This is a genomic window from Gemmatimonas sp. (assembly GCF_044344655.1).
Taxonomy (GTDB): Bacteria; Gemmatimonadota; Gemmatimonadetes; order Gemmatimonadales; family Gemmatimonadaceae; genus Gemmatimonas.
This window is the reverse complement of sequence record NZ_JBIJCN010000004.1, coordinates 1-20,430: the sequence shown is the minus strand read 5'-3', so window position 1 is coordinate 20,430 and position 20,430 is coordinate 1. Positions and strand designations below refer to the sequence as shown.

Annotated in this window: 19 protein-coding genes and 1 tRNA gene; 11 read left to right on the top strand and 9 right to left on the bottom strand. The window is 67.8% G+C overall.

Annotated elements, in window-relative coordinates; all coding sequences use genetic code 11:
* Positions 1 to 54: 54 nt before the first annotated feature.
* Complete coding sequence (locus ACIQ51_RS02530) at positions 55 to 834, top strand: beta-ketoacyl-ACP reductase (protein ID WP_396203435.1); 780 nt, start codon at positions 55 to 57, stop codon at positions 832 to 834.
* Between the two features lie 18 nt (positions 835 to 852).
* Here ACIQ51_RS02530 and mtgA read toward each other — a convergent pair whose 3' ends face one another.
* Both mtgA and ACIQ51_RS02520 read right to left on the bottom strand, forming a co-directional pair.
* On the bottom strand, positions 853 to 1,557 hold the full coding sequence (mtgA, locus tag ACIQ51_RS02525) for a monofunctional biosynthetic peptidoglycan transglycosylase (protein WP_396203434.1): 705 nt from the start codon (positions 1,555 to 1,557) through the stop codon (positions 853 to 855).
* Between the two features lie 11 nt (positions 1,558 to 1,568).
* Positions 1,569 to 2,519 (bottom strand): lysophospholipid acyltransferase family protein, encoded by a 951-nt coding sequence (locus ACIQ51_RS02520; RefSeq protein WP_396203433.1) that lies wholly within the window; start codon positions 2,517 to 2,519, stop codon positions 1,569 to 1,571.
* Between the two features lie 73 nt (positions 2,520 to 2,592).
* Between ACIQ51_RS02520 and ACIQ51_RS02515 the strand changes: the two genes are divergently transcribed.
* The 4 genes from ACIQ51_RS02515 (at position 2,593) to ACIQ51_RS02500 (ending at position 5,753) form a co-directional block, all read left to right on the top strand.
* Positions 2,593 to 3,492, top strand: a complete 900-nt coding sequence (locus ACIQ51_RS02515) for a cation diffusion facilitator family transporter (RefSeq protein ID WP_396203432.1) — start codon at positions 2,593 to 2,595, stop codon at positions 3,490 to 3,492.
* A gap of 16 nt (positions 3,493 to 3,508) precedes the next feature.
* A complete protein-coding gene (locus ACIQ51_RS02510; protein ID WP_396203431.1) occupies positions 3,509 to 3,961 on the top strand; it encodes a pyridoxamine 5'-phosphate oxidase family protein in 453 nt (150 codons plus the stop codon).
* Between the two features lie 251 nt (positions 3,962 to 4,212).
* On the top strand, positions 4,213 to 5,532 hold the full coding sequence (locus ACIQ51_RS02505; protein WP_396203430.1) for a response regulator: 1,320 nt from the start codon (positions 4,213 to 4,215) through the stop codon (positions 5,530 to 5,532).
* A gap of 147 nt (positions 5,533 to 5,679) precedes the next feature.
* Positions 5,680 to 5,753, top strand: a tRNA-Pro gene (locus ACIQ51_RS02500).
* A 170-nt stretch (positions 5,754 to 5,923) separates the two neighbouring features.
* Here ACIQ51_RS02500 and ACIQ51_RS02495 read toward each other — a convergent pair.
* The gene (locus ACIQ51_RS02495; protein WP_396203429.1) at positions 5,924 to 7,258 is read right to left on the bottom strand and encodes a hypothetical protein; all 1,335 of its coding nucleotides are present in this window, start codon (positions 7,256 to 7,258) and stop codon (positions 5,924 to 5,926) included.
* Positions 7,259 to 7,422: 164 nt separating this feature from the next.
* Here ACIQ51_RS02495 and ACIQ51_RS02490 point away from each other — a divergent pair, with 164 nt between their 5' ends.
* Positions 7,423 to 7,926 (top strand): TspO/MBR family protein, encoded by a 504-nt coding sequence (locus ACIQ51_RS02490; protein ID WP_396203428.1) that lies wholly within the window; start codon positions 7,423 to 7,425, stop codon positions 7,924 to 7,926.
* 45 nt (positions 7,927 to 7,971) lie between these two features.
* On the opposite strand, the gene ACIQ51_RS02485 is transcribed toward ACIQ51_RS02490, so the two are convergent.
* Complete coding sequence (locus ACIQ51_RS02485; protein WP_396203427.1) at positions 7,972 to 10,620, bottom strand: DUF5916 domain-containing protein; 2,649 nt, start codon at positions 10,618 to 10,620, stop codon at positions 7,972 to 7,974.
* Positions 10,621 to 10,786: 166 nt separating this feature from the next.
* On the opposite strand from ACIQ51_RS02485, the gene ACIQ51_RS02480 reads away from it, so the two are divergent.
* Positions 10,787 to 12,448: an amidohydrolase family protein gene (locus tag ACIQ51_RS02480; RefSeq protein WP_396203426.1), complete on the top strand. Its 1,662-nt coding sequence runs from the start codon at positions 10,787 to 10,789 to the stop codon at positions 12,446 to 12,448.
* 66 nt (positions 12,449 to 12,514) lie between these two features.
* On the opposite strand, the gene ACIQ51_RS02475 is transcribed toward ACIQ51_RS02480, so the two are convergent.
* Positions 12,515 to 13,594, bottom strand: coding sequence for an alpha-hydroxy acid oxidase (locus tag ACIQ51_RS02475; protein WP_396203425.1), 1,080 nt, complete (start codon positions 13,592 to 13,594; stop codon positions 12,515 to 12,517).
* Positions 13,591 to 15,006, bottom strand: coding sequence for an amidohydrolase family protein (locus ACIQ51_RS02470; RefSeq protein WP_396203424.1), 1,416 nt, complete (start codon positions 15,004 to 15,006; stop codon positions 13,591 to 13,593). Before ACIQ51_RS02470 ends, ACIQ51_RS02475 begins: the two co-directional genes overlap by 4 nt.
* Before the next feature lie 7 nt (positions 15,007 to 15,013).
* Here ACIQ51_RS02470 and ACIQ51_RS02465 point away from each other — a divergent pair, with 7 nt between their 5' ends.
* Complete coding sequence (locus tag ACIQ51_RS02465; RefSeq protein WP_396203423.1) at positions 15,014 to 15,463, top strand: hypothetical protein; 450 nt, start codon at positions 15,014 to 15,016, stop codon at positions 15,461 to 15,463.
* Between the two features lie 47 nt (positions 15,464 to 15,510).
* The gene (locus ACIQ51_RS02460; RefSeq protein WP_396203518.1) at positions 15,511 to 16,956 is read left to right on the top strand and encodes a M20/M25/M40 family metallo-hydrolase; all 1,446 of its coding nucleotides are present in this window, start codon (positions 15,511 to 15,513) and stop codon (positions 16,954 to 16,956) included.
* Here the strand turns inward: ACIQ51_RS02460 and ACIQ51_RS02455 are convergent.
* The 3 genes from ACIQ51_RS02455 to ACIQ51_RS02445 all read right to left on the bottom strand — a co-directional run bounded on the left by ACIQ51_RS02455 (position 16,937) and on the right by ACIQ51_RS02445 (position 19,106).
* On the bottom strand, positions 16,937 to 17,815 hold the full coding sequence (locus ACIQ51_RS02455; protein ID WP_396203422.1) for an RnfABCDGE type electron transport complex subunit D: 879 nt from the start codon (positions 17,813 to 17,815) through the stop codon (positions 16,937 to 16,939). The two genes, ACIQ51_RS02460 and ACIQ51_RS02455, sit on opposite strands and share 20 nt — an antisense overlap.
* Entirely contained in the window at positions 17,812 to 18,711 is a 900-nt protein-coding gene (locus ACIQ51_RS02450; protein ID WP_396203421.1) for an FAD:protein FMN transferase, read from the bottom strand. Before ACIQ51_RS02450 ends, ACIQ51_RS02455 begins: the two co-directional genes overlap by 4 nt.
* Before the next feature lie 62 nt (positions 18,712 to 18,773).
* The gene (locus ACIQ51_RS02445) at positions 18,774 to 19,106 is read right to left on the bottom strand and encodes an FMN-binding protein (protein ID WP_396203420.1); all 333 of its coding nucleotides are present in this window, start codon (positions 19,104 to 19,106) and stop codon (positions 18,774 to 18,776) included.
* Positions 19,107 to 19,260: 154 nt separating this feature from the next.
* On the opposite strand from ACIQ51_RS02445, the gene ACIQ51_RS02440 reads away from it, so the two are divergent.
* Both ACIQ51_RS02440 and ACIQ51_RS02435 read left to right on the top strand, forming a co-directional pair.
* Positions 19,261 to 19,455, top strand: coding sequence for a hypothetical protein (locus ACIQ51_RS02440; RefSeq protein WP_396203419.1), 195 nt, complete (start codon positions 19,261 to 19,263; stop codon positions 19,453 to 19,455).
* A gap of 352 nt (positions 19,456 to 19,807) precedes the next feature.
* Positions 19,808 to 20,430 (top strand): carboxypeptidase regulatory-like domain-containing protein (locus ACIQ51_RS02435; RefSeq protein WP_396203418.1); only part of this gene is annotated, 623 nt, incomplete at its 3' end.

Here is a 20,430-nt window from a genome sequence, read left to right as displayed (position 1 = left end):
AACGGTTGCCCCCAAGAGTTGCCCCCCAAGGGTTGCTCCATAGCTTCCCGCCCCATGCATATCGATCTGACGTCTCGGGTGGCCGTGGTCACGGGCGGCGCCAACGGCATCGGCCTCGCCACGGCACGGCGACTGGCTGCGAGCGGCGCGCAAGTCGCGATCTGGGATCGCGTGGAGGACGCCGGCGAGGCGGCGGTGGCGGGACTCGCCGCTGACGGTCACGCCGGACTGTTCGTCGCCACCGATGTCACCGATCGGGCCAGCGTTGACGCGGCAGTGGCGCGCACGGTGTCCCACTACGGGGCTATCGACATCCTCATTAACAACGCCGGCATCACACGGGATGCGCAGCTGGTAAAGGTGAAGGATGGGGTGGCCAGCGGCGGGATGAGCGACGCCGAGTTCGACGCGGTGATCGCGGTCAACCTCAAGGGGGTGTTCCACTGCACGCAGGCGGTAGTGCCGCACCTGATCGCGCGTGGCGGCGGCCGGATCGTGAACGCCTCGTCGGTGGTGGCGTGCCATGGCAACTTCGGGCAGACCAACTACGTGGCCAGCAAGGCCGGGGTGATTGGCATGACGCAGGTGTGGGCACGTGAGCTGGGCAAGCGCGGCATCACGGTGAATGCCATCGCCCCTGGCTTCATCGCGACCGACATGACCGCCAAGATGCCGCCGCAGGTCCTCGATGGCATGATGGCACACACGCCGGTCGGACGTCTGGGCACGCCCGACGACGTGGCCAATGCCTACTGCTTTCTCTGTTCGGAGTACGCCGCGTTCATCAACGGCGCCACGCTGCCCGTGGATGGCGGGCTCGTGATCGGTACCTGATCACGAGCGACGGCGCTGCTATTGGGGTTCCGTCTTCGGGGCCGCGTACTGCATGCGCTGCAGGATCGCGGGAATACGTCGCGTGGCCACGCTGCCACGTGGCGACCAGCGGCGCGGCGCCGGCAGGATCGCCGCCATGCGCGCCGCCTCCTCGCGCGTCAGTTTGGCTGCGCTCTTGCGAAAGTGATGGCGCGCCCCCGCCTCAGCCCCGAATTGATTGGGGCCCCACTCCGCCAGATTGATGTACAGGTCGAGGATCCGCTCTTTCGAGAGCAGCAACTCGAGCCACAGCGTGAGATACGCCTCCATCCCCTTTCGCACGAACGAGCGGCCGTTCCAGAGGAAGATGTTCTTGGCCACCTGCTGCGACAGCGTGCTCGCACCGCGCAGCTTCCCGCCGCGCTTGCGACGGTCGAGGGCCTTGTCGAGCTCCACGAAGTCGATGCCGTGGTGCAGATAGAAGCGATCGTCCTCCGAGGCCAGCACCGCGCGCCGTAGCGCTGGGGCCATCTCGCGGCGCGATACCGGGCGATGCTCCGGCCACACGGGTGATTCCCCCGCCGCCAGTCGCGACGCCACGCGGCCGAGCATCACCATCGTCACCGGCGGGTCGACCACGGCGAAGAGCAGGATGAAGGGCAGGGGCGCCAGCGCGGCGACGGTGGCGATGCGCAAGGCCCGTATGAGCCAGAAGCGCACACCACGAGAGGAAGAGGTCGTCACGGCCATCACGCTCAGGGTTCGCGCAGGTGCGGCGGTGTATCCGGCGGCTGTCGACGCCACCGCCGATGTTGCCAGAAGTACTGGTCGGGATACTCGCGCACCCGCTCCTCGAGCATCTGGGTATAGCGCAGCACGATCGCGTCCACGTCGTGCTCCCGATCACCGGTAGGCGTGATCTCCACCGGCTCCACGAGAAATGCATACCGGCCGCTCGGCTGGCGCACGATCGCGATGAACACCATCGGCACCTCGAAGCGCAGCGCGAATACGGCCGGCCCGCGTGGCGTCTTCGCCGGTCGGCCGAAGAAGGGCACGAAGGTGCTGGCCAGACCGAGCGCATCGTGGTCGGCCAGGAGGGCCACCATGCGATTGGCCCGCAACGCGCGCGGTGTGCGACGGACCGCATCGCGATCGTGCACCACCTCCACGCCGATGTCGGTGCGGGCCTTGGTGACATAGGCTTCGAACAGCTTGTTGGCGGCGCCGCGCACGACGGCATCGATTCCCACGCCGCGCGCCGCCACGTAGGCCCCACCGAGTTCCCAGTTGCCGAGGTGCCCGGTCACGGCAACGATCCCTCGGCCCTTGGCGAGCGCGGCCTCGATGTGCTCCCATCCCTCCACACGTTCCACGCGGGCCAGGATTTCCGCCTGCGGCGTGCCGGGTAGAATGGCCGTCTCGATCGAAGTGCGGCCGAGGCTCTCGTAGGAGCGACCGGCCAGCGTGCGCACGTCGTCGGGCGTGCGGTCGGGGAAGGCGGCGGCGATTTGGCGCTCGACCACACCGGCGCGGATGCCCAATGGACGGTACGCCAGCCGTGCCAGCCGCCCACCAATCCAGCTGGCGGCGCGCCAGCCTACGAGCCGGAGCGCGAACACCGCGGTGCGGGTCGCCAGATACTCCAGGCGGTGGGACAAGGTGGGGGCGGGGTCTGCCGCCGGAGTCGATACGGCCGTGCTCATGATCAGGGAATCTAACCGATCCCGACGGCATTCTCCCCGCCACGCGAGGCCATGCCGGCGTTCATATTGTGGCATGACCGCCCCACCGCCCACGATCGTTCCCGGCACCCAGGCCTCGCAGCGCCTGGCGCAAGTCGGCCTGGTGATCAACGCGCTGCTGGCCGTCGTGAAGCTGGTGGCGGGGATCCTGGGCAACGCCTACGCGCTGGTGGCCGACGCGATCGAAAGCGCGACCGACATGATCGGCTCGCTCGTGGTGTGGAGTGGACTGCGTATCGCCAGCCGCGATCCGGACGAGCGGTATCCCTTTGGCTACGGTCGCGCCGAAGCACTCGCGGGGGCGGTGGTGGCGGCGCTCATGCTCGGTGCCGCCGCCGGCATCGCCATCGAGGCGGTCCGCGAAATCCGCACGCCGCATCATGCGCCCGCTCCGTGGACGCTCGCCGTGCTCGGGCTGGTGATCGTGGTCAAGGAATTGCTGGCGAAGAAGGTGCTCCACGCCAGTGAACGGACGGGGAGTGTGGCGGCCTCAGCAGACGGGTGGCACCATCGCGCCGACGCGATCACCTCGGCGGCCGCCTTCGTGGGCATTACCGTGGCGATCGTTGGTGGGCCGGGCTGGGAGCCGGCCGACGATTGGGCGGCGCTGGTGGCCGCGGCGGTCATCGTGGTGAATGGCACGCTCCTGCTGCGCACCGCGCTCGGCGATCTCATGGACCGGGCCCCGGCGCCGGTCATCCACGATGCCGTCACCACGGCTGCGCTGGAGACGGAGGGGGTGCGTGCCATCGAGAAGCTCAAGATCCGGAAAACGGGGACCGCCTATTACGTGGACATTCACGTGCAGGCCGATCCCGCGATGTCGCTGCACGAGGCGCACATACTGTCGGGGCGGGTGAAAACGTCGATCCGTCGGCAAATCCCGGCCGCCGCCGGTGTGCTCATTCACATGGAACCCTACGAACCGCAGTGACTCGGAGGGAGGCAGCATGGGAGCGAACCCGGTCTTCACGGTGCTGACGCACGCGGAGTGCGAGACCCTGCTGGCATCGCAGCACGTGGGACGCATGGCCTTCACGTTTCGCGATCGCGTGAATATCGAGCCCATTCACTACGTCTATCGCGACGGGTGGATTTGGGGGCGCACGCAGTACGGCACCAAGGTGGAGATGCTGGCGCACCACCCCTGGGTCGCCTTTGAGGTGGACCGGGTGGACGCGCTGTTCACCTGGCAGAGTGTGGTGGTGCACGGGCGGGTGGAGTTTCCTGACCCCGACGGCTCCATGCAGGATCAGGAGCGATTCGCGCGCGGCGTGGAGGCGTTCCGTACCCTCGTTCCGGAGGCCTTCGCCGTGGGCGATCCCACGCCCTCGCGGGAGCTCGTATTCATGATCCCCGCGGCGGAGATTGAGGGACGGGCGGCGCGGCCGGGGCCGGGCTGATGGGCATCGGGGCGGTCGATACCCTGCGCGTCGACCCGGTCGACGCGGCGCACCGCGTACCACCGGGCAACACGGAGCCCGTGTATCCAGCCATTCTACCCGCCGTCCGCGACGCGGCCCGCCACTTCACCTGACCTGATGCTTCTTCGGCGCCGTTTTCGCTCGTGGTCCCTCGCACCTCGTCCGCGCAGACTGTTTTCGCTCGGCGCAGTTTGGCGGTCGTCTCAGCGTGGAGCATGCGGCCGGTGGGGGTGAGCATCGTAGTCTGGATCGTGTTGGTGCTCACGATTGCCGCTGGCCGGCGCCGGCGCGCCCGTCGGCAGCGCGACGCGGCGCGTCTAGTCAGCGAGCCGCGCGACCGCGACGATGAGGGGCGCATGGCCGACGCTGAGCGCGCGTGGTGGCAGGCGCAGGTGCGTGAGGCGCAGAAGCTCGAGCTGCTGGGGGACGTGGCGAGTAGTGTGGCCCACGATTTGAACAATCTCCTTGGGGTGATTCGTGGGAACGCCGAACTGGCGCGCTCGGCGCTCACGCGCGGCCACAGTCATGCCGACAACCTCGGCGCGATCCTCGAGGCCTCCGATCGCGCGAGTGATCTCGTGCGACAGATCTTCGCCTTCTCGCAGCGCTCGATGCCCACGCGTGAGTACGTGAACCTGTCGCAGCTGCTGCTCGACCTGCGGCCGTTGCTGCGGCGCTTGGTCCCGCGCACGGTCCAGCTCACGGTCGAGGGAGCCGACGCGGCGCATCTGCTGAAGGGTGATCCCATCCAGCTACGGCAGTTGCTGCTCACCCTGGCCTCCAATGCCGTATTCGCCATGCGGAGCACAACCAACGGGGTCCTGACGCTTGCGCTCTCCTCGCGCACGGTCGCAGAACCCGGCACGGCACCACGCGATCTGGTGGTGTTGCAGGTGCGGGATACCGGTGAGGGGACGAGCGAGCATGCGAGTAAGGGGACCGGTTTGGGGATGGCGGTGGTGCAGGGGATCGTGGTGGCGCACGAGGGGCGCATGGAGGCCCGGAGTGGACCAGGGCAGGGGACAACCGTCGAGGTCTGCTTCCCGCTGGCCGTGATTGACGGGTTGTGGGACGAGGGCCTCGCCCCCACCGCCGATGCTGGCCTGCCGGAGGCGGCGGGCGTGGAGGAGTCGCACATGGCGGTGCCAGAGGTTGTGCCGGCCGAGCGTCCAGTTGTCGGTGTGACGATCGTGGTGGTCGACGACGAGCCGGCCGTGGCACAGGTGCTGCAACGCGTGCTGCAGCACTACGGACACGTCGTGCACCTGTTCAATGCGCCTGCCGAGGCGCTGCGGTTCATCCAGCAGCAGCCGCTCGCGGCGGACCTGCTCATAACCGATCAGACGATGCCGGGTATGACCGGCGACCGGCTGGCGGAGGCGGTGCATGCGGTGCGCGGCGACCTGCCGGTGCTCATACTCACCGGGTTCAGTCACGGCCTCACGCCCCAGCGGATCGAGGCCGCGCGCCCGTACGCGGTGTTGCTCAAACCGGTAGAACTCGTGGAGCTCAAGCGTCGGGTGGACGAGGCGCTGGCACGGCCGTGCTGACCGTGGGGGCGGCTGTCGGTGGGGATGCCGGTACACCGGAAACGACGGTCTGTGGCCGTTTGGGGGTACAGGGGGCTGGTCTGGTGGCGTGTGCGGGTTTACAATCCGTGACTGTTCACCGCGTGGTCGGAAACGACTGCGCCGTGACGGGATGTAGCGCAGCCCGGTAGCGCACCTGAATGGGGTTCAGGGGGTCGCAGGTTCGAATCCTGTCATCCCGATGGTCGTAAACAAAAGCCTCGCACCGACTTCGGTCGGTGCGAGGCTTTTGAGTTTTCGGTGGTGGCGTGCGTGGGAACCAGGTGGGCACCATGCGGAACAGGTGCGGCCCCTGTCACGGTGGTGCCGCCTCCGTAGCAGCGGCCACCAGAGCAGCGGCCACCGCGGCGCCTCAATAGGCGTACCCGAAGATGATGTTCATCTCGTCCGACGCCGAGAGCCCGAACGCCACCGTTCGGTCGGTCACGTTGTTCCACGTCACCACGGAGACCAGGGCATCGCCAGGGGCAAGCACCAGCGGGGTGTCGAAGCTCGTGAACGCCGGATGCTCCCAGTCGGTGTTCATGTACACCGACGTTTCCGTGCCGTCGGCCCGGCGCACGCGGATTTCGTAGCGCTCGCCGAGGCTGTGCATGTGCGAGGTGAGCGCCAGGACGGTGGTGCGCACCGACACCGGGAAGACGGTGCGCACCGTGGTGCGCTGTCTCGCCGGCAACGAGAAATTCGTGTTGGCGAGGTTGAGCGTGCGCGCCACGCGCGCGACCTGCGCTGCGTCGACCGTGTAGAGGTTCGCCGTGGCCTGTCCGGGCAGCGGCGCCGGTGAGCGGTTCACGTAATGCACATTGAAGTCGAGCGTGGCATTCGGTGGCAGCCGCAGGGCAACCCCGGGGGGAAAGCGAAAGTCGAGATCCGGGGTCATCGCCCCCGCAAAGAACACGTGGCAGGCCATGGGCAGCATGTTCACCAGATTGAGCGAGCCGTCGGTGTCGCGGAGGTCGCGCACCGCATTGAGCGGTGGACGCACGTTGCAGGGGAAGGCGGTCTTGGTGTCGTCGAAGGTGTACAGCAGCAGGTGATGGCTGCCGGGCCGCATCCGCGTTTCGATGCGGTTCACGAAGAGCGCATTCGCATTGCCGAGGCCGCGGTACACGAAGAGCTCGCGCTCGGATGTGGGCGCCACGGCGAAGCTGTCGACGCCGAGCTGCATGCCTGCCGCCGCCGCCGGTGGCGCCAAGGGCGTGAAGGTGGCCGACTGCATCCGCGCATCGGCCAGGACGAGCGTGTCCACCACGTGACCCGCGCGTGGCGCGCCGGCCTCGATCCAGCGACGCAGGTATTCCAGTTGCCCGGTCGTGAGCCCGCGCGTGGTGCCCATCGGCATCAGCGTGCCGTAGTCCCGGCTGTGGTGTCCGGGCGTCCACGCCACCTTGTGATAGAGCAGGGAGCTATCGGCCCGATACGGCTTCACGCGAAGCAGGCCATCGGCGCGCGCGAGTGATTGCGCGGAGGTGATACCGATCAGCTGCTGGTAGGCCGAATCGGCGGTGAGCACCAGCTGGGACGACCGTGCATCGCTCGCTCCCGTTCGGTGACACCCCGCACACTGCGGCTCGAAGATCGTCCGCTGAATGCGCGCAAACGTGCCATCCGGCGAAACCGGTGTCCCCACCTGTTGGTCGCTGCCGCCACAGGCGGCAAGCAAGCCCAGCAGGAAAAGCCGAGCCAATCGCGTCAATGGCACTGCTGCTCCCGAATGAAGGGTCGAGGGACCGTGGAGGGGTGGCGGGCCTGCGGCCTTACGGTAAGCTGTGCCTTGGGAAGGGCGGCGGCAATGTGGTCGACGTGAACGTCCGGGCTATCGCATCATGGGGCGGTGCGTGAGCTTAGTGAATGACCATTGCCACAACCCCCCGACCGCGAGCGGGTCTCCCCGCGTTGTTCGTCTCCCTCTCCGTCACGGGGCTGGCAGCATTCGGGGGCGCGGTCGCATCGCGCACTTCGGCGCAGTTCTACGGCATCCTCGACAAGCCGTCATGGGCACCGCCGGCGTGGCTCTTCGGTCCGGTCTGGAGCGTGTTGTACCTGCTCATGGCCGTGGCGGCGTGGCGGGTGTGGCGCGCAAGCGGCCTCGGCGCGGCGCGGCCGGCGCTCGCGCTCTACCTGGTGCAGCTGGCCTTCAATGCGCTGTGGACGTGGCTGTTCTTCGTGTGGCGCGACGGCGCGTGGGCCACAGCCGAAGTGCTGGTGCTGTGGGGGAGCATCGTGGCCACCATCGTGCTGTTCCGCCGGCATGACCGGGTGGCCGCGACGATGCTGGCGCCCTACCTGCTGTGGGTGTCGTTCGCGACGGCGCTCACGATCGCGGTCTGGCAGCGGAATCCGTCACTGCTCTAGCGCGTGCGGTGAGCGGCTGGTGGCCGCTCGCACGGCGTCGGCCGTTCAGCGGCCGAACCGGACCGGCAGCCAGTACGTGAACTTGACCGACAGGAAGTTGTCCCCGGCGGCACGTGTGGTGCGCAGCAGTTCCGAGGTGCGGGCCGGGTCCCCGAAGATCAGGTCGGAGCGGCGGTTCTGCTGCCACACCACGAAGAGCGTACTCCCTGGCGTCCACTCCCAACGCATCACCAGGTTGGAGCGGAACGACAGCACGTGGAAATCGCGGTTGCCAATGGTGAAGCGACTGCCGTTATCGGTCACGGTGCGGACCCCAGCGCTGTCGCGCACGATCGTGGTGCCCTCGGTGCCGTACTCGCGCAGGGCACTGCTGCGGGGCGCGGTCAGCTCGCCGAAGCGGCGATACGTGCCACTGGCCACGAACGGCTCGGCGTACCCCTCGAGCGTGAGGTTGGGGGAGAACCCGACATTCGCGCGCAGCTTGGTGGAAATGGTGGTGCGATCGATGAATGCAAACACATAGCGCTTGCCGTACGTGGCGGTACCGCCGGCGATGGTCGTCACGTACTGACGCGGATCGGCGCCGGTCTGATATGTGGGTTCGGCGGATACGGTGAGGCGCGGCGTAGGCCGAAGCGTGAGCTGGCCGCCGGCATTGTAGCGGGCGGCACCGAACTCGTCGTGTTCCCAGCCGGCGTTGAGCCGCCACCCGGTCTTTGCGCCGAAGTTGTTGTTGACGCGCAGCTCCTGGCGGAATTCGCGGGGGGTGCCCATGTACGGCCCACCGCGCGTGAGCGCATCGTCGATCGCGGCCAGCTGGATGGTGGAGCGCACGTTCACGTTCCAGAAGTTCCGGAAGGTGACCGAGCTGTTCTGCGTCCAGGTGTTGAGTTGGTGCGCGCCTTCGAAGTTCCAGGCGCCGCGGGTCTCGAAGCCGAGGCGCCAGTTTTGCAGATATCGCCCCGGTATCGTTTGGCGGATCTGCAGGTCGGCGTTGTACTCGATGTCATCGGTGCTCTGCAGACGCCCGAGATCATTGACCTCGAAGCCTGGGGATTCGGCCTTCACCTCGGCGCCCCAGAGGACCCAGCGGCCGGCGTCTTTGTCGGCGCGCAGTTGCATGGAGTAGCCAGAGAGGCTGCGGCGCGTGGGATCATAGAGGGCGCGGCGGCGATCGGGGCGTTGCAGGAGATGCGCGTTGGCCGTCTGCACCCGACGGATCGCGGCCGTGTCGCCAGCAATGTGCGACCCCGCCACGAAGCCGCTGATGGCGTACTTCCCCTGCTGGAAGCGCAGGCGCCAATCCAGCCCGCCGAAATACGACTCCCGCGCCAACAGCGACGAGAGGGACTCGACGCCACCGAAGTGGCGCTGCACCGTGGTGAAGCCGGCGCCGATCGTCGAGGCCTGGTTCCCCACGTCCTGTTGTAGGCGCAGTACGCCGAAGGTCGTCCGCGGCTCGATCGCCACCGTGCGCGTGATGCTCGAGTCCACGTGGTACACGCGCGCATCTTCAGCCGCGGTCACGGCCGCGATGCCGCCGATCGACAGGCGGCTTGGCAGGCGCCCCGTGAGCTTGGTGGCACCGAGAATGGTGCTGGCGCGCGGGCGATCCACGAAATCACCGCTGGCCGCCCCGCGCGGGGGCGCGCCGATGCGTCGCGGGTAGAAGTACTGCGCCCCATTGCCGCGCACCATCTCACTGCCTTCCACGAAGAACGGTCGACGTTCGTCGAAGAAGGTCTCGAATCCCGTGAGGTTCACTTCGGCGGGATCCGCTTCGACCTGCCCGAAGTCCGGATTGACCGTGGCATCGAGGGTGAGGTACTTGCCAACGGCGAGCTTCGTGTCGAGCCCCACCCGACTGGCGTAGGGGCGCGCGAGAGGATTGCCCGCCGCCGCCGTTGCCGTGCGCGTGGCATCACCGGCCACGTACGGCACGAATTCCACGGGACGCGTGTTGCGCACCTCGGCGATCCCTTCGAGCGTGCCGAAGCGGGAGATAAATCCCGTCTCGCGTGGACGGATCATCGCCCATTGCACGGTTTCGTTCTTGTCGGGCATCCAGCGATCGATCTGGAATCCCCAGCGCTGCTGGGCGTCCGGTGGGAAGCGCAGTTGCGATAACGGAATACGCATTTCTGCCGTCCACCCGCCGGAGTCCACCACGGCGGAGGCGTTCCACACGGGATCGAACTGACTCTCGCGCCCGCGCATGTCGTCGTCCTGGGTATGCCGGAAGTCCGAGCGCACCCCTGCGGCGGAGATACCGAAGCCCACCGCGGTCCGACGATCCTGCTGCGTGTCGAAGATGATGTTGAGCCGTTCCGCATTGCCGAAGCCATCGCGCCGCGTGAACGTGCGGGAAATCTCCTCGGGGCGCTGACGGTGCAGGCGGGCACCGATGTAGATCGCCTCGTCGTCGTACGCGATATACACCTCGGTGCGCTCGGTCGGCTCTGCGCCTTCGCGTGGCTGGCGCTGCACCAGGTCGGAGACTGGGGAGACCGTGGACCAGATCGCGTCGTCGAGGCGGCCGTCGATCCGGGGGGCGCGGCTCACCCGCTGCGCGCGCGCCACCTTGGGCGACGGCTGCGCTCGTAGCACACGCGCGCCCATGGCGGCGAGGACGGTGACGACCGCCACGAGGACCAGCGGGACCCGTGACCGGGAGGGGGCAGCGAGAGAGGACACGCGAGAGGCAAGGGGAGGGGACGACGTACAGAAGGAGGTTACGCACGACCCCCGTCCGGTGTTCGTGAGCCGATGTTCCTCTGATGATTGGCTTACGGGTTGCCGGGGCGAGGCGTATTCTCACGCGACGAGCAGCACTTCCCCGCGAACACTCCATCCGCCCTCCATGTCCCGTTTTGCGATCCGTACGACGGCCGCGCTGGCCGCCGTGGCCTCGCTTTCGCCTGTCGGCGTCTCTGGCCGGCTCGGCGCACAGAAGGCCCCCGCCACCTCAGCGGCTGCCGCCCCGTCCGTGGTGACGAAGAAGTTCGGCGATCTCGGTGAAGGACCCTATCGCTCGCTGGTTATCCGCAACGCGATGGTGATCCCCGGGCACGGCGGACCACCGGCTGGGCCGTACGACATCCGCATCGAAGGCACCACCATCACCGAGATGGTGCCGTTCGATCCCGTCACCGCCGAACGCGCCGGTGCCCGTCCGCGGATGACCGGCGACCGTGTGATCGATGCCGCCGGCAAGTTCGTCATGCCTGGCATGATCGACCTGCACACGCACATCCGCACGCTGCCGCAGGAAATCGAGTACGTCTACTACCTCAAGTTGGCCATGGGCGTGACGACCATGGTCAACGCGGCGGACCGTGGCTACGCCGACGGCATGCGCGAGGCCAAGCGCAGCGAGGCCAATGAGATCATCGCCCCGCGCATGTATCCGCTCGTGAGCTACGGCGCGGGGACCAGCTTCACGCGCCTGCAACTCGATGATCCCGCGCTCGCGCCGCAGGTGGTGAAGGCGATGGCCGGTAACGGCAACCGCGTGATCAGTATGGACCCGCTGGGGTGGTCGCTCGACCTGGTCGCCGCCATTGCGAAGGCGGCCAAGGCCAACAACATGATCACCTCGTTCCATCTGCAGCCGGCCAACACGGCCGTCACGCAGGCGGTACGTGCCGCCTGCGCCGGCGTGACGATGATCGAGCACCACTACGGCTATGCCGAGTCGGCACTCGACAACCACACGCAGGACTTCCCGCGCAATTACGAGTACGGCAACGAAAACGACCGCTTCCGCGAGGCGGGGCGTGTCTGGACCTATACCAACAAGGAGCGGTTGCTCGGTGCGGTCGTGGATTCGCTGCTCAAGTGCGGCGTGACGATGCTCCCGACGCGCGTGGTGTACGAGGCCAACCGCGACGTGATCCGTGCCACATCACTGCCGTGGACGGAGAAGTACACCCATCAGGCGCTGTGGAACTGGAACCTGCCGAATCCTGCCTTCCATGGGGCGTACCACTACGACTGGACGAGCGATGACGAGTACAACTGGACCGCAGCCTATCGCCTCTGGGGCGATCTGATCTACGAGTTCAACAAGCGTGGTGGTCGCGTGGCGTTCGGCACCGACGACAACTACATCTGGGCGACCCCGGGCTTCTCCACGGTGCGTGAGCTGCAGCTGGGGCGCGAGACGGGGATGAAGACGCTCGAGGTGATCAGGTCGGCCACCTACAATTCGGCCCTTACCCTCGGTGAGCCGAAGCTTGGGCTCGTGCGTCCCGGCTACAAGGCGGACCTGCTGATCGTCGACGGCAATCCGGCGGCCAATCTCAAGTTCCTGTATTCGTTCGGCGATCTCACCCTCGACCGCAACGGCGCGATGTACCGCACCAAGGGGATCGTGCACACCATCAAGGACGGCGTGGTGCTCGAGAACGCCAACCTGATGCGCGAAGTGGAACGCATGGTGAAGGCGTCACGCACGCTTGCGCCAGCGGCCGATCCGGTGCGCGATCCGTTCAAGGTGTCCGGCGGCGCCGGCAAGCACTGATGAACCACCACGGGCCGGGCAAAATTGCCCGGCCCGAGTGTCGTGCCGCCCTACGAAGTTGTGCGCTTAGGCCAGCAGGTCGGCCGTCGCTTCGGCCGGCGTGCGCACCCCCGCCAGCGCGAAGGCGAGGTCGATTTCATTGCGCAGCAGCTGCAGGACGGTGCGCGCCCCCTGCTCGCCCCCCGTGGCGAGCCCCCACAGGACCGGGCGACCGAGCAGCACCGCGTTGGCTCCCATCGCCAAGGCCTTGAGGACGTCGGTGCCGCGGCGGATGCCGCCGTCCACCAGGAGCAGCCCGCGCCCATTCATGGTGCGCGCGATGGCCGGGAGTGCCCGCGCGGTGGGCAAGGCCGTATCGAGTTGTCGGCCACCATGGTTGGATACGATCACGCCCGCAGCGCCGTGCTCCAGCGCCAGCAGCGCATCGTCGTCCCGCACCACGCCCTTCACGTAGATCGGGAGCGTGGTAATGGATTGCAGCCACTCCAGGTCGCGCCAGGCGATACCGCTGTCCCAGTGATGCGCGATGAAGGTGGCCAGCGCCGATGCCGTATCCTGCTGACTGGCCAGCGTGCTACGCATGTCCACGCCCAGATTGGGGGCCTCGAACTGCGACGGCACGTGGAAGCCGTTCAGCAGGTCCCGCTCGCGCCGGCCGAGAATGGGTGTGTCGACCGTGAGCACGAGCCCCGTACACCCGGCCTGCTCGGCGCGCTGTACGAGGGCGCGCGTGACCTCGCGGTCACGATAGATGTAGAGCTGAAACCAGAGCAAGCCGTTGGAGGCGGCCCGCACATCCTCGATCGTGCGGTTGGACAGGGTGCTGAGAATCATGCCGCACCCCATCGCAGCCGTGGCGCGTGCCGTGGCAACCTCGCCATCGGCTGTCGCCATCTGCTGAAATGCCATCGGCGCCACGATCACCGGCCAGTCCAGGTGGTGGCCGCCAATGTTCACGCCCAGCGAGCGCGCGGAAACATCGCGCAGCACGCGATACCGCACGGCGATGTCGTCCCACGCGGTGCGCGAGGCGCGCAGCAGGATCTCGTCGTTCGCGCCGCCGGCGTAGTAGTCGTAGACCATGCGCGGCAGGACCTCGGCGGCGGCGGCCTCGTACTGCTGCAGGTTGACGAGTGGGGTCGTCACTTCACCCGTACTCCGTGCTTGATCACCGTCTGCACGTTGCGGAATGTTTCGATGGTGGTGAGCGGGTTCTCGCGCACCACGATGAGGTCGGCGGTCTTGCCGACGGACACCGTCCCGACCTTGTCCTGCAGGCCGAGCGACATGGCCGGCCAGAACGTGGCGGCGCGAATCGTTTCCATGGGATCCATGCCGTACTGGCGGACCCACGTGATCATCTCTTCGGCCGTGGCATAGCCGTGAAAGTTGCCGGGCACACCGGCGTCGGTCCCGATCAGCAGGCGCGCACCGCTCTCGCGCAGCTGCCGGAACTTGGATTGGAGGGTCGGGCCACGGTCGGGCACCAGTCGGTAGTACTGCAACGTGTCGAGGCGGCGCAGCGACGCCCGAATGTCGCGCACGATCGCGTCGGGGAGATACTGGTACCAGCGGGGATCGTCGAGATACTCGTCGTCGTCGCGACGCCGGGTGTAGTTGGTGAGGACATCAATCGTGGGCGTCCACCAGAGCGGACCGCGGGCCCCTTGGGCTGTGCGCTCGTGCAGCAGGCGCATCACGTCATCGGGGTAGCGCGGCGATGCCTGCATCCCGGTGTGCTCGAAGTCGTCCACGCCCACCTCGAGCCCAAGCCGGACCTCCTCCGGTCGGTGCGCGTGCGCTACCACGGGCAGCTTGCGCGCATGCGCTTCGTCGACGATCGCGCGGATCTCGTCCTTCGTCATCTGGTCCTGATCAATCAGCTTGATCACGTGCACGCCGGCATCGGCGAGCTTCTTCACCTTGGCGCGGGCATCCGCCACCCCGTCGATCCCCCAGCGAAACTGTTCAGTGCCGGGGTAGGGGGCGTGCTGCAGGAAGGGCCCTGAGGTATAGATCGTGGCGCCCTGCAGCTCACCACGCGCAATCCGGTTGCGCACGGCGATGATCTGCTCGAGCGGTCCGCCGAGATCGCGGATGCTGGTGACGCCGTTCATAAGGCTCTGCTTGGCGGCAGCGGGGATGATCGCGCGCTCCCACTCCGGTGGCGATACGCTGTCCCAGTGGGCGTAGTTGCCGTGCCCCACCAGCATCACGTGGACGTGCATGTCCCAGAGGCCGGGGAGCACGTACTGCCCCTCCGTGGACACCACCGTGGTGCCGGCCGGCACCGCGAGCGAGCCCACGCGCCCCACGCCCACGATGCGGGCCCCGTCCACGAGCACCACACTGTTGGGGATCGGTGCGCCGCCGTGACCGTCGATGAGGGTGCCGCCAACCAGTGCGAGCGTGGCGCGCTGGACACCGGCCGCGGGGCGCGGGACGGCGCGGGGCGGGGTGCTCGGCGAGCCGGCTGCGAGCGATGCGCCGGCCACGGAGGCGCCGGCCAGCAGGAGGGCGGCGCCCAACGGGCGCCATGCACGAAGAGTGGGGTTCATCCGCATATTGTATCGTCCGCCCACGTTCTTCGCCTTCCGCCCGTTCTCTCGTGCCTATCGCTCGGTGCCACCGAGCCTGCGGCCCGATGGTCTGCGCATGATCGTCACCTATACCCGTCTGCGGGACCGCTATGTCGCCGATACCCGTCCAGGTGGGACCGGTGCGGCGCCGGCGCTCGAGCGGGCACTCGCTCAGATCGGCTGGCGTGCCGTGCGCGAGCCAACCGTCGAGGAGCTGGCCAGTCACCTGGTCCTGTTGCTCGATGCCTGCGTGCACGAGCATCGCGATCTGATGGCACTGACCGACGGCATCGCGGCGGTGCTACGCGATACCGGCCCGCTGCTCGACGGCGGTCTGCCGCCGGTCGAGGCCTATTTGCCAGCTGCCGAAGAAGTGGTGCAGCGTTACGTGGCCGACGAGGCGTTGCCGGCTTCCCTTCCCCTCACGTTTCTTTGAAGGAGTACGAGATGTCTTTCAGGTCCACTCGGTCGCTACGGTTGGTGATGCGCTCCACCGTGGCGTCGCTGGTTGTTGGCAGTGTGGCGGGCGTGTCGGGGGTTGCCGCGCAGCCGGCATCGGCGGTTTACAAGGCTGGCGCGCTGACGCCGCATCAGCAGCTCACCCGCGAGATCTACAAGGAGCTCGTGGAGATCAATACCGGTGTGGAGACGGGAAACATCACCACGGCTGCGCGCGCGATGGCGGTGCGCTTCAAGGCGGCTGGTATTCCCGAGGCCGACATCTTTGTGGGTGGCCCGCGCCCGGAAAAGCACAATGTGGTGGCGCGCATTCGCGGCAAGGGGGGTGCGGGCGCCGCGAAGCCCCTGCTCCTGCTCGCGCATATCGACGTGGTGGAAGCGCTCAAGGCCGATTGGTCTCCGGATCTCGATCCCTTCGTGTTCACGGAGCGTGACGGCTACTACTACGGCCGCGGCACCGCCGACGATAAAGCGATGGCCTCGATCTTCGTGGCCAACGTGTTCCGTATGAAGCAGGAGGGGTTCGTCCCCGATCGCGACATCATCATCGCCTTGACAGCCGACGAGGAGAGCGGCCCCGCCAATGGCGTGGACTGGTTGCTCAAGAACCACAAGGCGCTCGTGGACGGGGCCCTCGTGATCAACGAAGGGGGCGGCGGTACCCTGCGTGACGGCAAGCCGCTCTTCAACGGCATTCAGGCCGCCGAGAAGGTCACCACCAACTTCACGCTGCGTGCGACCAACCGCGGCGGCCACTCATCGGTGCCGCGCGACGACAACGCCATCACGCAACTCGCCGATGCGCTGAGCAAGGTGGGGCGCTACAAGTTCACCGTGAAGCTCAACGAGGTCACCACGGCCTTCTTCTCACAGACCGCGGCGCTCGAGGAGCCGGCGATGGGCAAGGCGATGAAGGCGCTGGTGGCCAACCCGTCTGATGCGGCCGCCATGCGCGTGGTTACGGCGGACCCACGCTACAACTCCATGCTCCGCACCACCTGCGTGGCCACGGAGCTCAAGGGCGGCCACGCCACCAACGCTTTGCCGCAGCTGGCCGAAGCCAACGTGAACTGCCGGATTTATCCCTCCGAAACGGCGGAGTCGGTGCGTGCGGAATTGGAGAAGACGATCGCGGATACGAATGTGAAGGTGATCATCCGCTCGCAGCGTCCTTCCACGCCGGCATCGGCGCTGCTCCCCGAGGTCATGAACAACGTGACGCGCATCACCGCCGACTTGTGGGGGAAGATGCCGATCATTCCCACCATGAGCACCGGCGCCACGGATTCGCGCTTTTTCCGCGCCCTCGGCGTGCCCGCGTTCGGCGTGTCGGGGTTGTTCAGCGATCCCACGGTGGATGCGCGCGCGCACGGCCGTGACGAGCGGATGGCGGTCAAGAGCTTCTACGAAGGGCAGGAGTTCCTCTACCGCCTGACGAAGGCGCTCAGCACTAACGTGGTGCGGCAGTAAGGCGGGCCTCAACGCGTGGCGGAACCGGCGGGCGTTGGCGGCTCGTACGCTGCCACTTGCGCCATCCTTCCCACAGGTTGGCCGCCAGCAGCCCGCCGGGCAGGAAATACACGGCACCGATCCACAGATACAATCCGAAGGACACGGCGGCCGCGATGGCGCCGTAGCGCACCTGGTCGCCAGCGCGCGGTGGCGAGGTGGGTGGGTCGGTTGCCATGAAGCCCGCGAAGAACAGTGCCATGTGCACGTCCGGCGTGCGAAACAGCTCCGCCACGCGGGCCGGGTCGCCCATGAAGGCCGACAGGGTGGCCAGCAGGAAGTGCACGCCGAGCATCGTGAGCACCAGCGGCAGCTTGTGGAGCCGCCAGGCCATGAACGCGCCGGTGGCGGCCACGAGGGCGAGAGCGGCGGGCGGCAGGTCGGGGAGCGCGCCCCACCAGCTCTGGCCCGTGTCGAGCAGTAGGTAGCTCGCCACGAGGGCTGCGGCCGCCGGATTGAGCACGTTGGCACGCTTCACGCGCAGGAGGTGCTTGGCCACGATGCCAAACGCCGCGGTGGCCGCGGCGGTCGCCATCGGTACGTGCGGACTGAGGATCAGTCCCACCAGCCAGCCCGTGAGCATCGCCCCGTCGGGGAGACTCCACGAGCCGTCGCGCCACCGCAGCAGCGGGAGATCGAGCAGCGCCGCAACGACGATGGCAATCGTGAGGTTCGGCAGCACCAGCGCCCAGCCACTCACGGTCGCGGCGGGGATGGTGAGCAGCAGCAGGATCCCGGTGAAGAGGCCCTTGGGAGATCGCAGCCAACGCTGGAGATGTCGGTGCTGCGGCGAATCACTCGCGGACCAGCGAGTCGTCATGACCAGGCGACCTCCGACGGGAGCTGCCACTCCGAGGCGCCCCACCCATGGACCATCGTGAGCGCGCCGTGCGCATCGATCAGCAAGCCGTCCACCTGCTGCTCGCGCAGGAGGGCCGCGCCGCGCTCAACACCCAGCACGAAGACGGCCGTGGCCAGTGCATCGGCAATGGCGGCCTGCGGGGCGACGACGGTGGCACTGTGCATCTGGATCGCCGCGTCTCCCGTGCGTGGATCGATGAGATGATGTCCGCGCTCGGTCCGTCGCGCGTAGGCGCCGCTGGTGCAGATCGCCACGTCGCGCTGGTGCGCCACCGAAACCGACGCCACGAGTCGCGATGGATCATTCGGGTCCCGGATCCCCGTGCGCCACGGCCGGCCGGCACCGTTGTGACCGCGGCAGATGAGGTCACCGCCCGCGTACACGCACAGGTGCGGGTGCGCCGCCAGCGCGCGTGCGGCGAGGTCGAGCGCGAACCCTTTGGCGATCGCGCCAAGATCCAGGTGCACCGCACGACGCAACAGGAGCTGCGGCTCGCGCTCGAGCAGTTCCACGTCGCGCCACGTGCCCGCTGCACCGGCGCGCAACGCGGGAATCGGCTCGCCCGAGCGCCAATGCCGATCGAAGCCCAGCGCGTGCAGGTGGTGCCCCACGCACGGATCGAAGGCGCCCTCGGAGGCCTCCGCCACCGCCAGCGCCACGCGCAGGAGTTCGTACAGCAGGGGCGACACGGGCTGGGGCGCACCGACGGTGTTCATCACGCGCAGCGCTTCGGCGTTGGGGTCGAACCGCGAGCAGCACGCTTCGACGACCGCGAACCACTCGAGGGCGCGCTGCGCAAGCGCTTCCGCATCCGGTCCGGCGTCGATCAACTGGATCGAGATGGCGGTGCTCATCGCCGTCGTGGCCAACTCGTAGCTTGTGTGCGGCGCAGGGCACGCCGCCGGCGGGGCGCCGTTCACGGCTTCGCGCTCTTCAGCGCTTCCACCACGGCGAAGTAGAACGCGTTCGCGCTCTCGGTGGCGCCGGACACGTTGTCGACCTCGGGGCTCTGGCGTTCGACCACTTGCGGCTGCAGATGGGCGATCCACGAGCAGGAGTAGCGCGTGAGGCAGCGGCTGATGGCCGCGGTGGTGATGCGGCCGCGCTCGATAATCAGGGTGACTTCCACGTCACCGTGTCGCGAGGTGCCCCATCCCGAAAAGGTGCCATCCCGCCACTTCAGCACCGTGCCACTGGCATCGGTGATCGGCGCGGCGGTGGTCGGCGCGGTGACGGCAGGTGGTGTCACCACCGGGGTGGGTGGCGCGGGGGGTGCTGGCGCCGGCGCCGGAAGAGGGGGGCCTGCTGCCGCCGACTTCGCCTCTCCAATTGCGAATGGTGCGGTGACGGCCGAATCGTTGGGCTGAGCCATTGCTCGTGGTGTGGCAGCCATCTCTGGGCTGATGCCTTCAACGGTGGCCGTCGGGCCCCGCGGCGCCAATACGGCGGCCGGCGTAACTGGGGCGGCCGCGGTGGTCGCGGTGGTCGCGGTGGTCGCGGTGGTCGCGGTGGTCACGCGGGTGTCTCTGCCTGCCGCCGGACGTCGGGATGGGGCCGACCGTTCGGCATGGCTCGCTGCCGCGGCTAGCGTTCGTTGATACCCCGCACCGTACACTGCCACGATGGCCGCGGCACTGACGGCCAGCAACCTCGGAGAGGCCCCCGAGGTAGGGTGAGACACGGATTGACGAGCCTCTGGGGAGGCGGCGGGATCTGGCAACGCGAGGAGGGTGAGGTGGAAGACGGTGCCGCGCACAGAATACACGCGCGGGGGGCGGTGGGCGTTGACGCCGGCGCCAGCGTGCAGCCAGGACACCACGCCGGAGAGAGACTGGCGGCTTGGTAACGGGACGGCAACATTCGGGGCGGGACCGCGCGTATATCGCGGGGAGGTCTGTCCCGGCTGTCCCTTGGTCGTTGCTCGCCCCTTTACCCGTCGAGGAAACATCTATGTCTCACTCATGGCGCCCAGCGATGGCGCTGATGGTGCTGCTCGCCCTGGCCGGTCCGCCGGCCGCGGCACAGCAACCCGGAACGCTTTCTGTAAGAGTGACCGACACGGCCAATCAACGGCCCATCGAAGCGGCCAGGGTGTTCTTGGTTGGCACGAACGTAGCGGGGCAGACGACGCCCGAGGGGCGCATCACACTGCGGGCGATCAACCCGGGCCAGTACACGGTCCGCATCCTTCGCGTAGGGTACACCGAGCAGTCGAAGCCGATCACGATCACGGCGGGCGGCAGCGCGTCGCTCGACGTGGCGCTCACTGCCGCCGCGGTCAATCTCGCGGCCGTCGTGACCACCGCCACTGGTGAACAGCGCCGCGTAGAGATTGGGAACGCGACCGCCAACATCGATGCTGCGAAGGTCGTGGAGAGCGCGCCACTCGGCAACCTCAACGACCTGCTCAACTCGCGCGCCGCGGGCGTGACCGTAACCAGCGGTACGCAGACCGGGACCGGTGCCCGTATCCGTATCCGCGGCATGAACTCGGTCAGCTTGAACAACGAGCCGATCTGGATCATCGACGGGATCCGCATGACGAGCAACAATGCGAGCTTCTCGACGGCCAC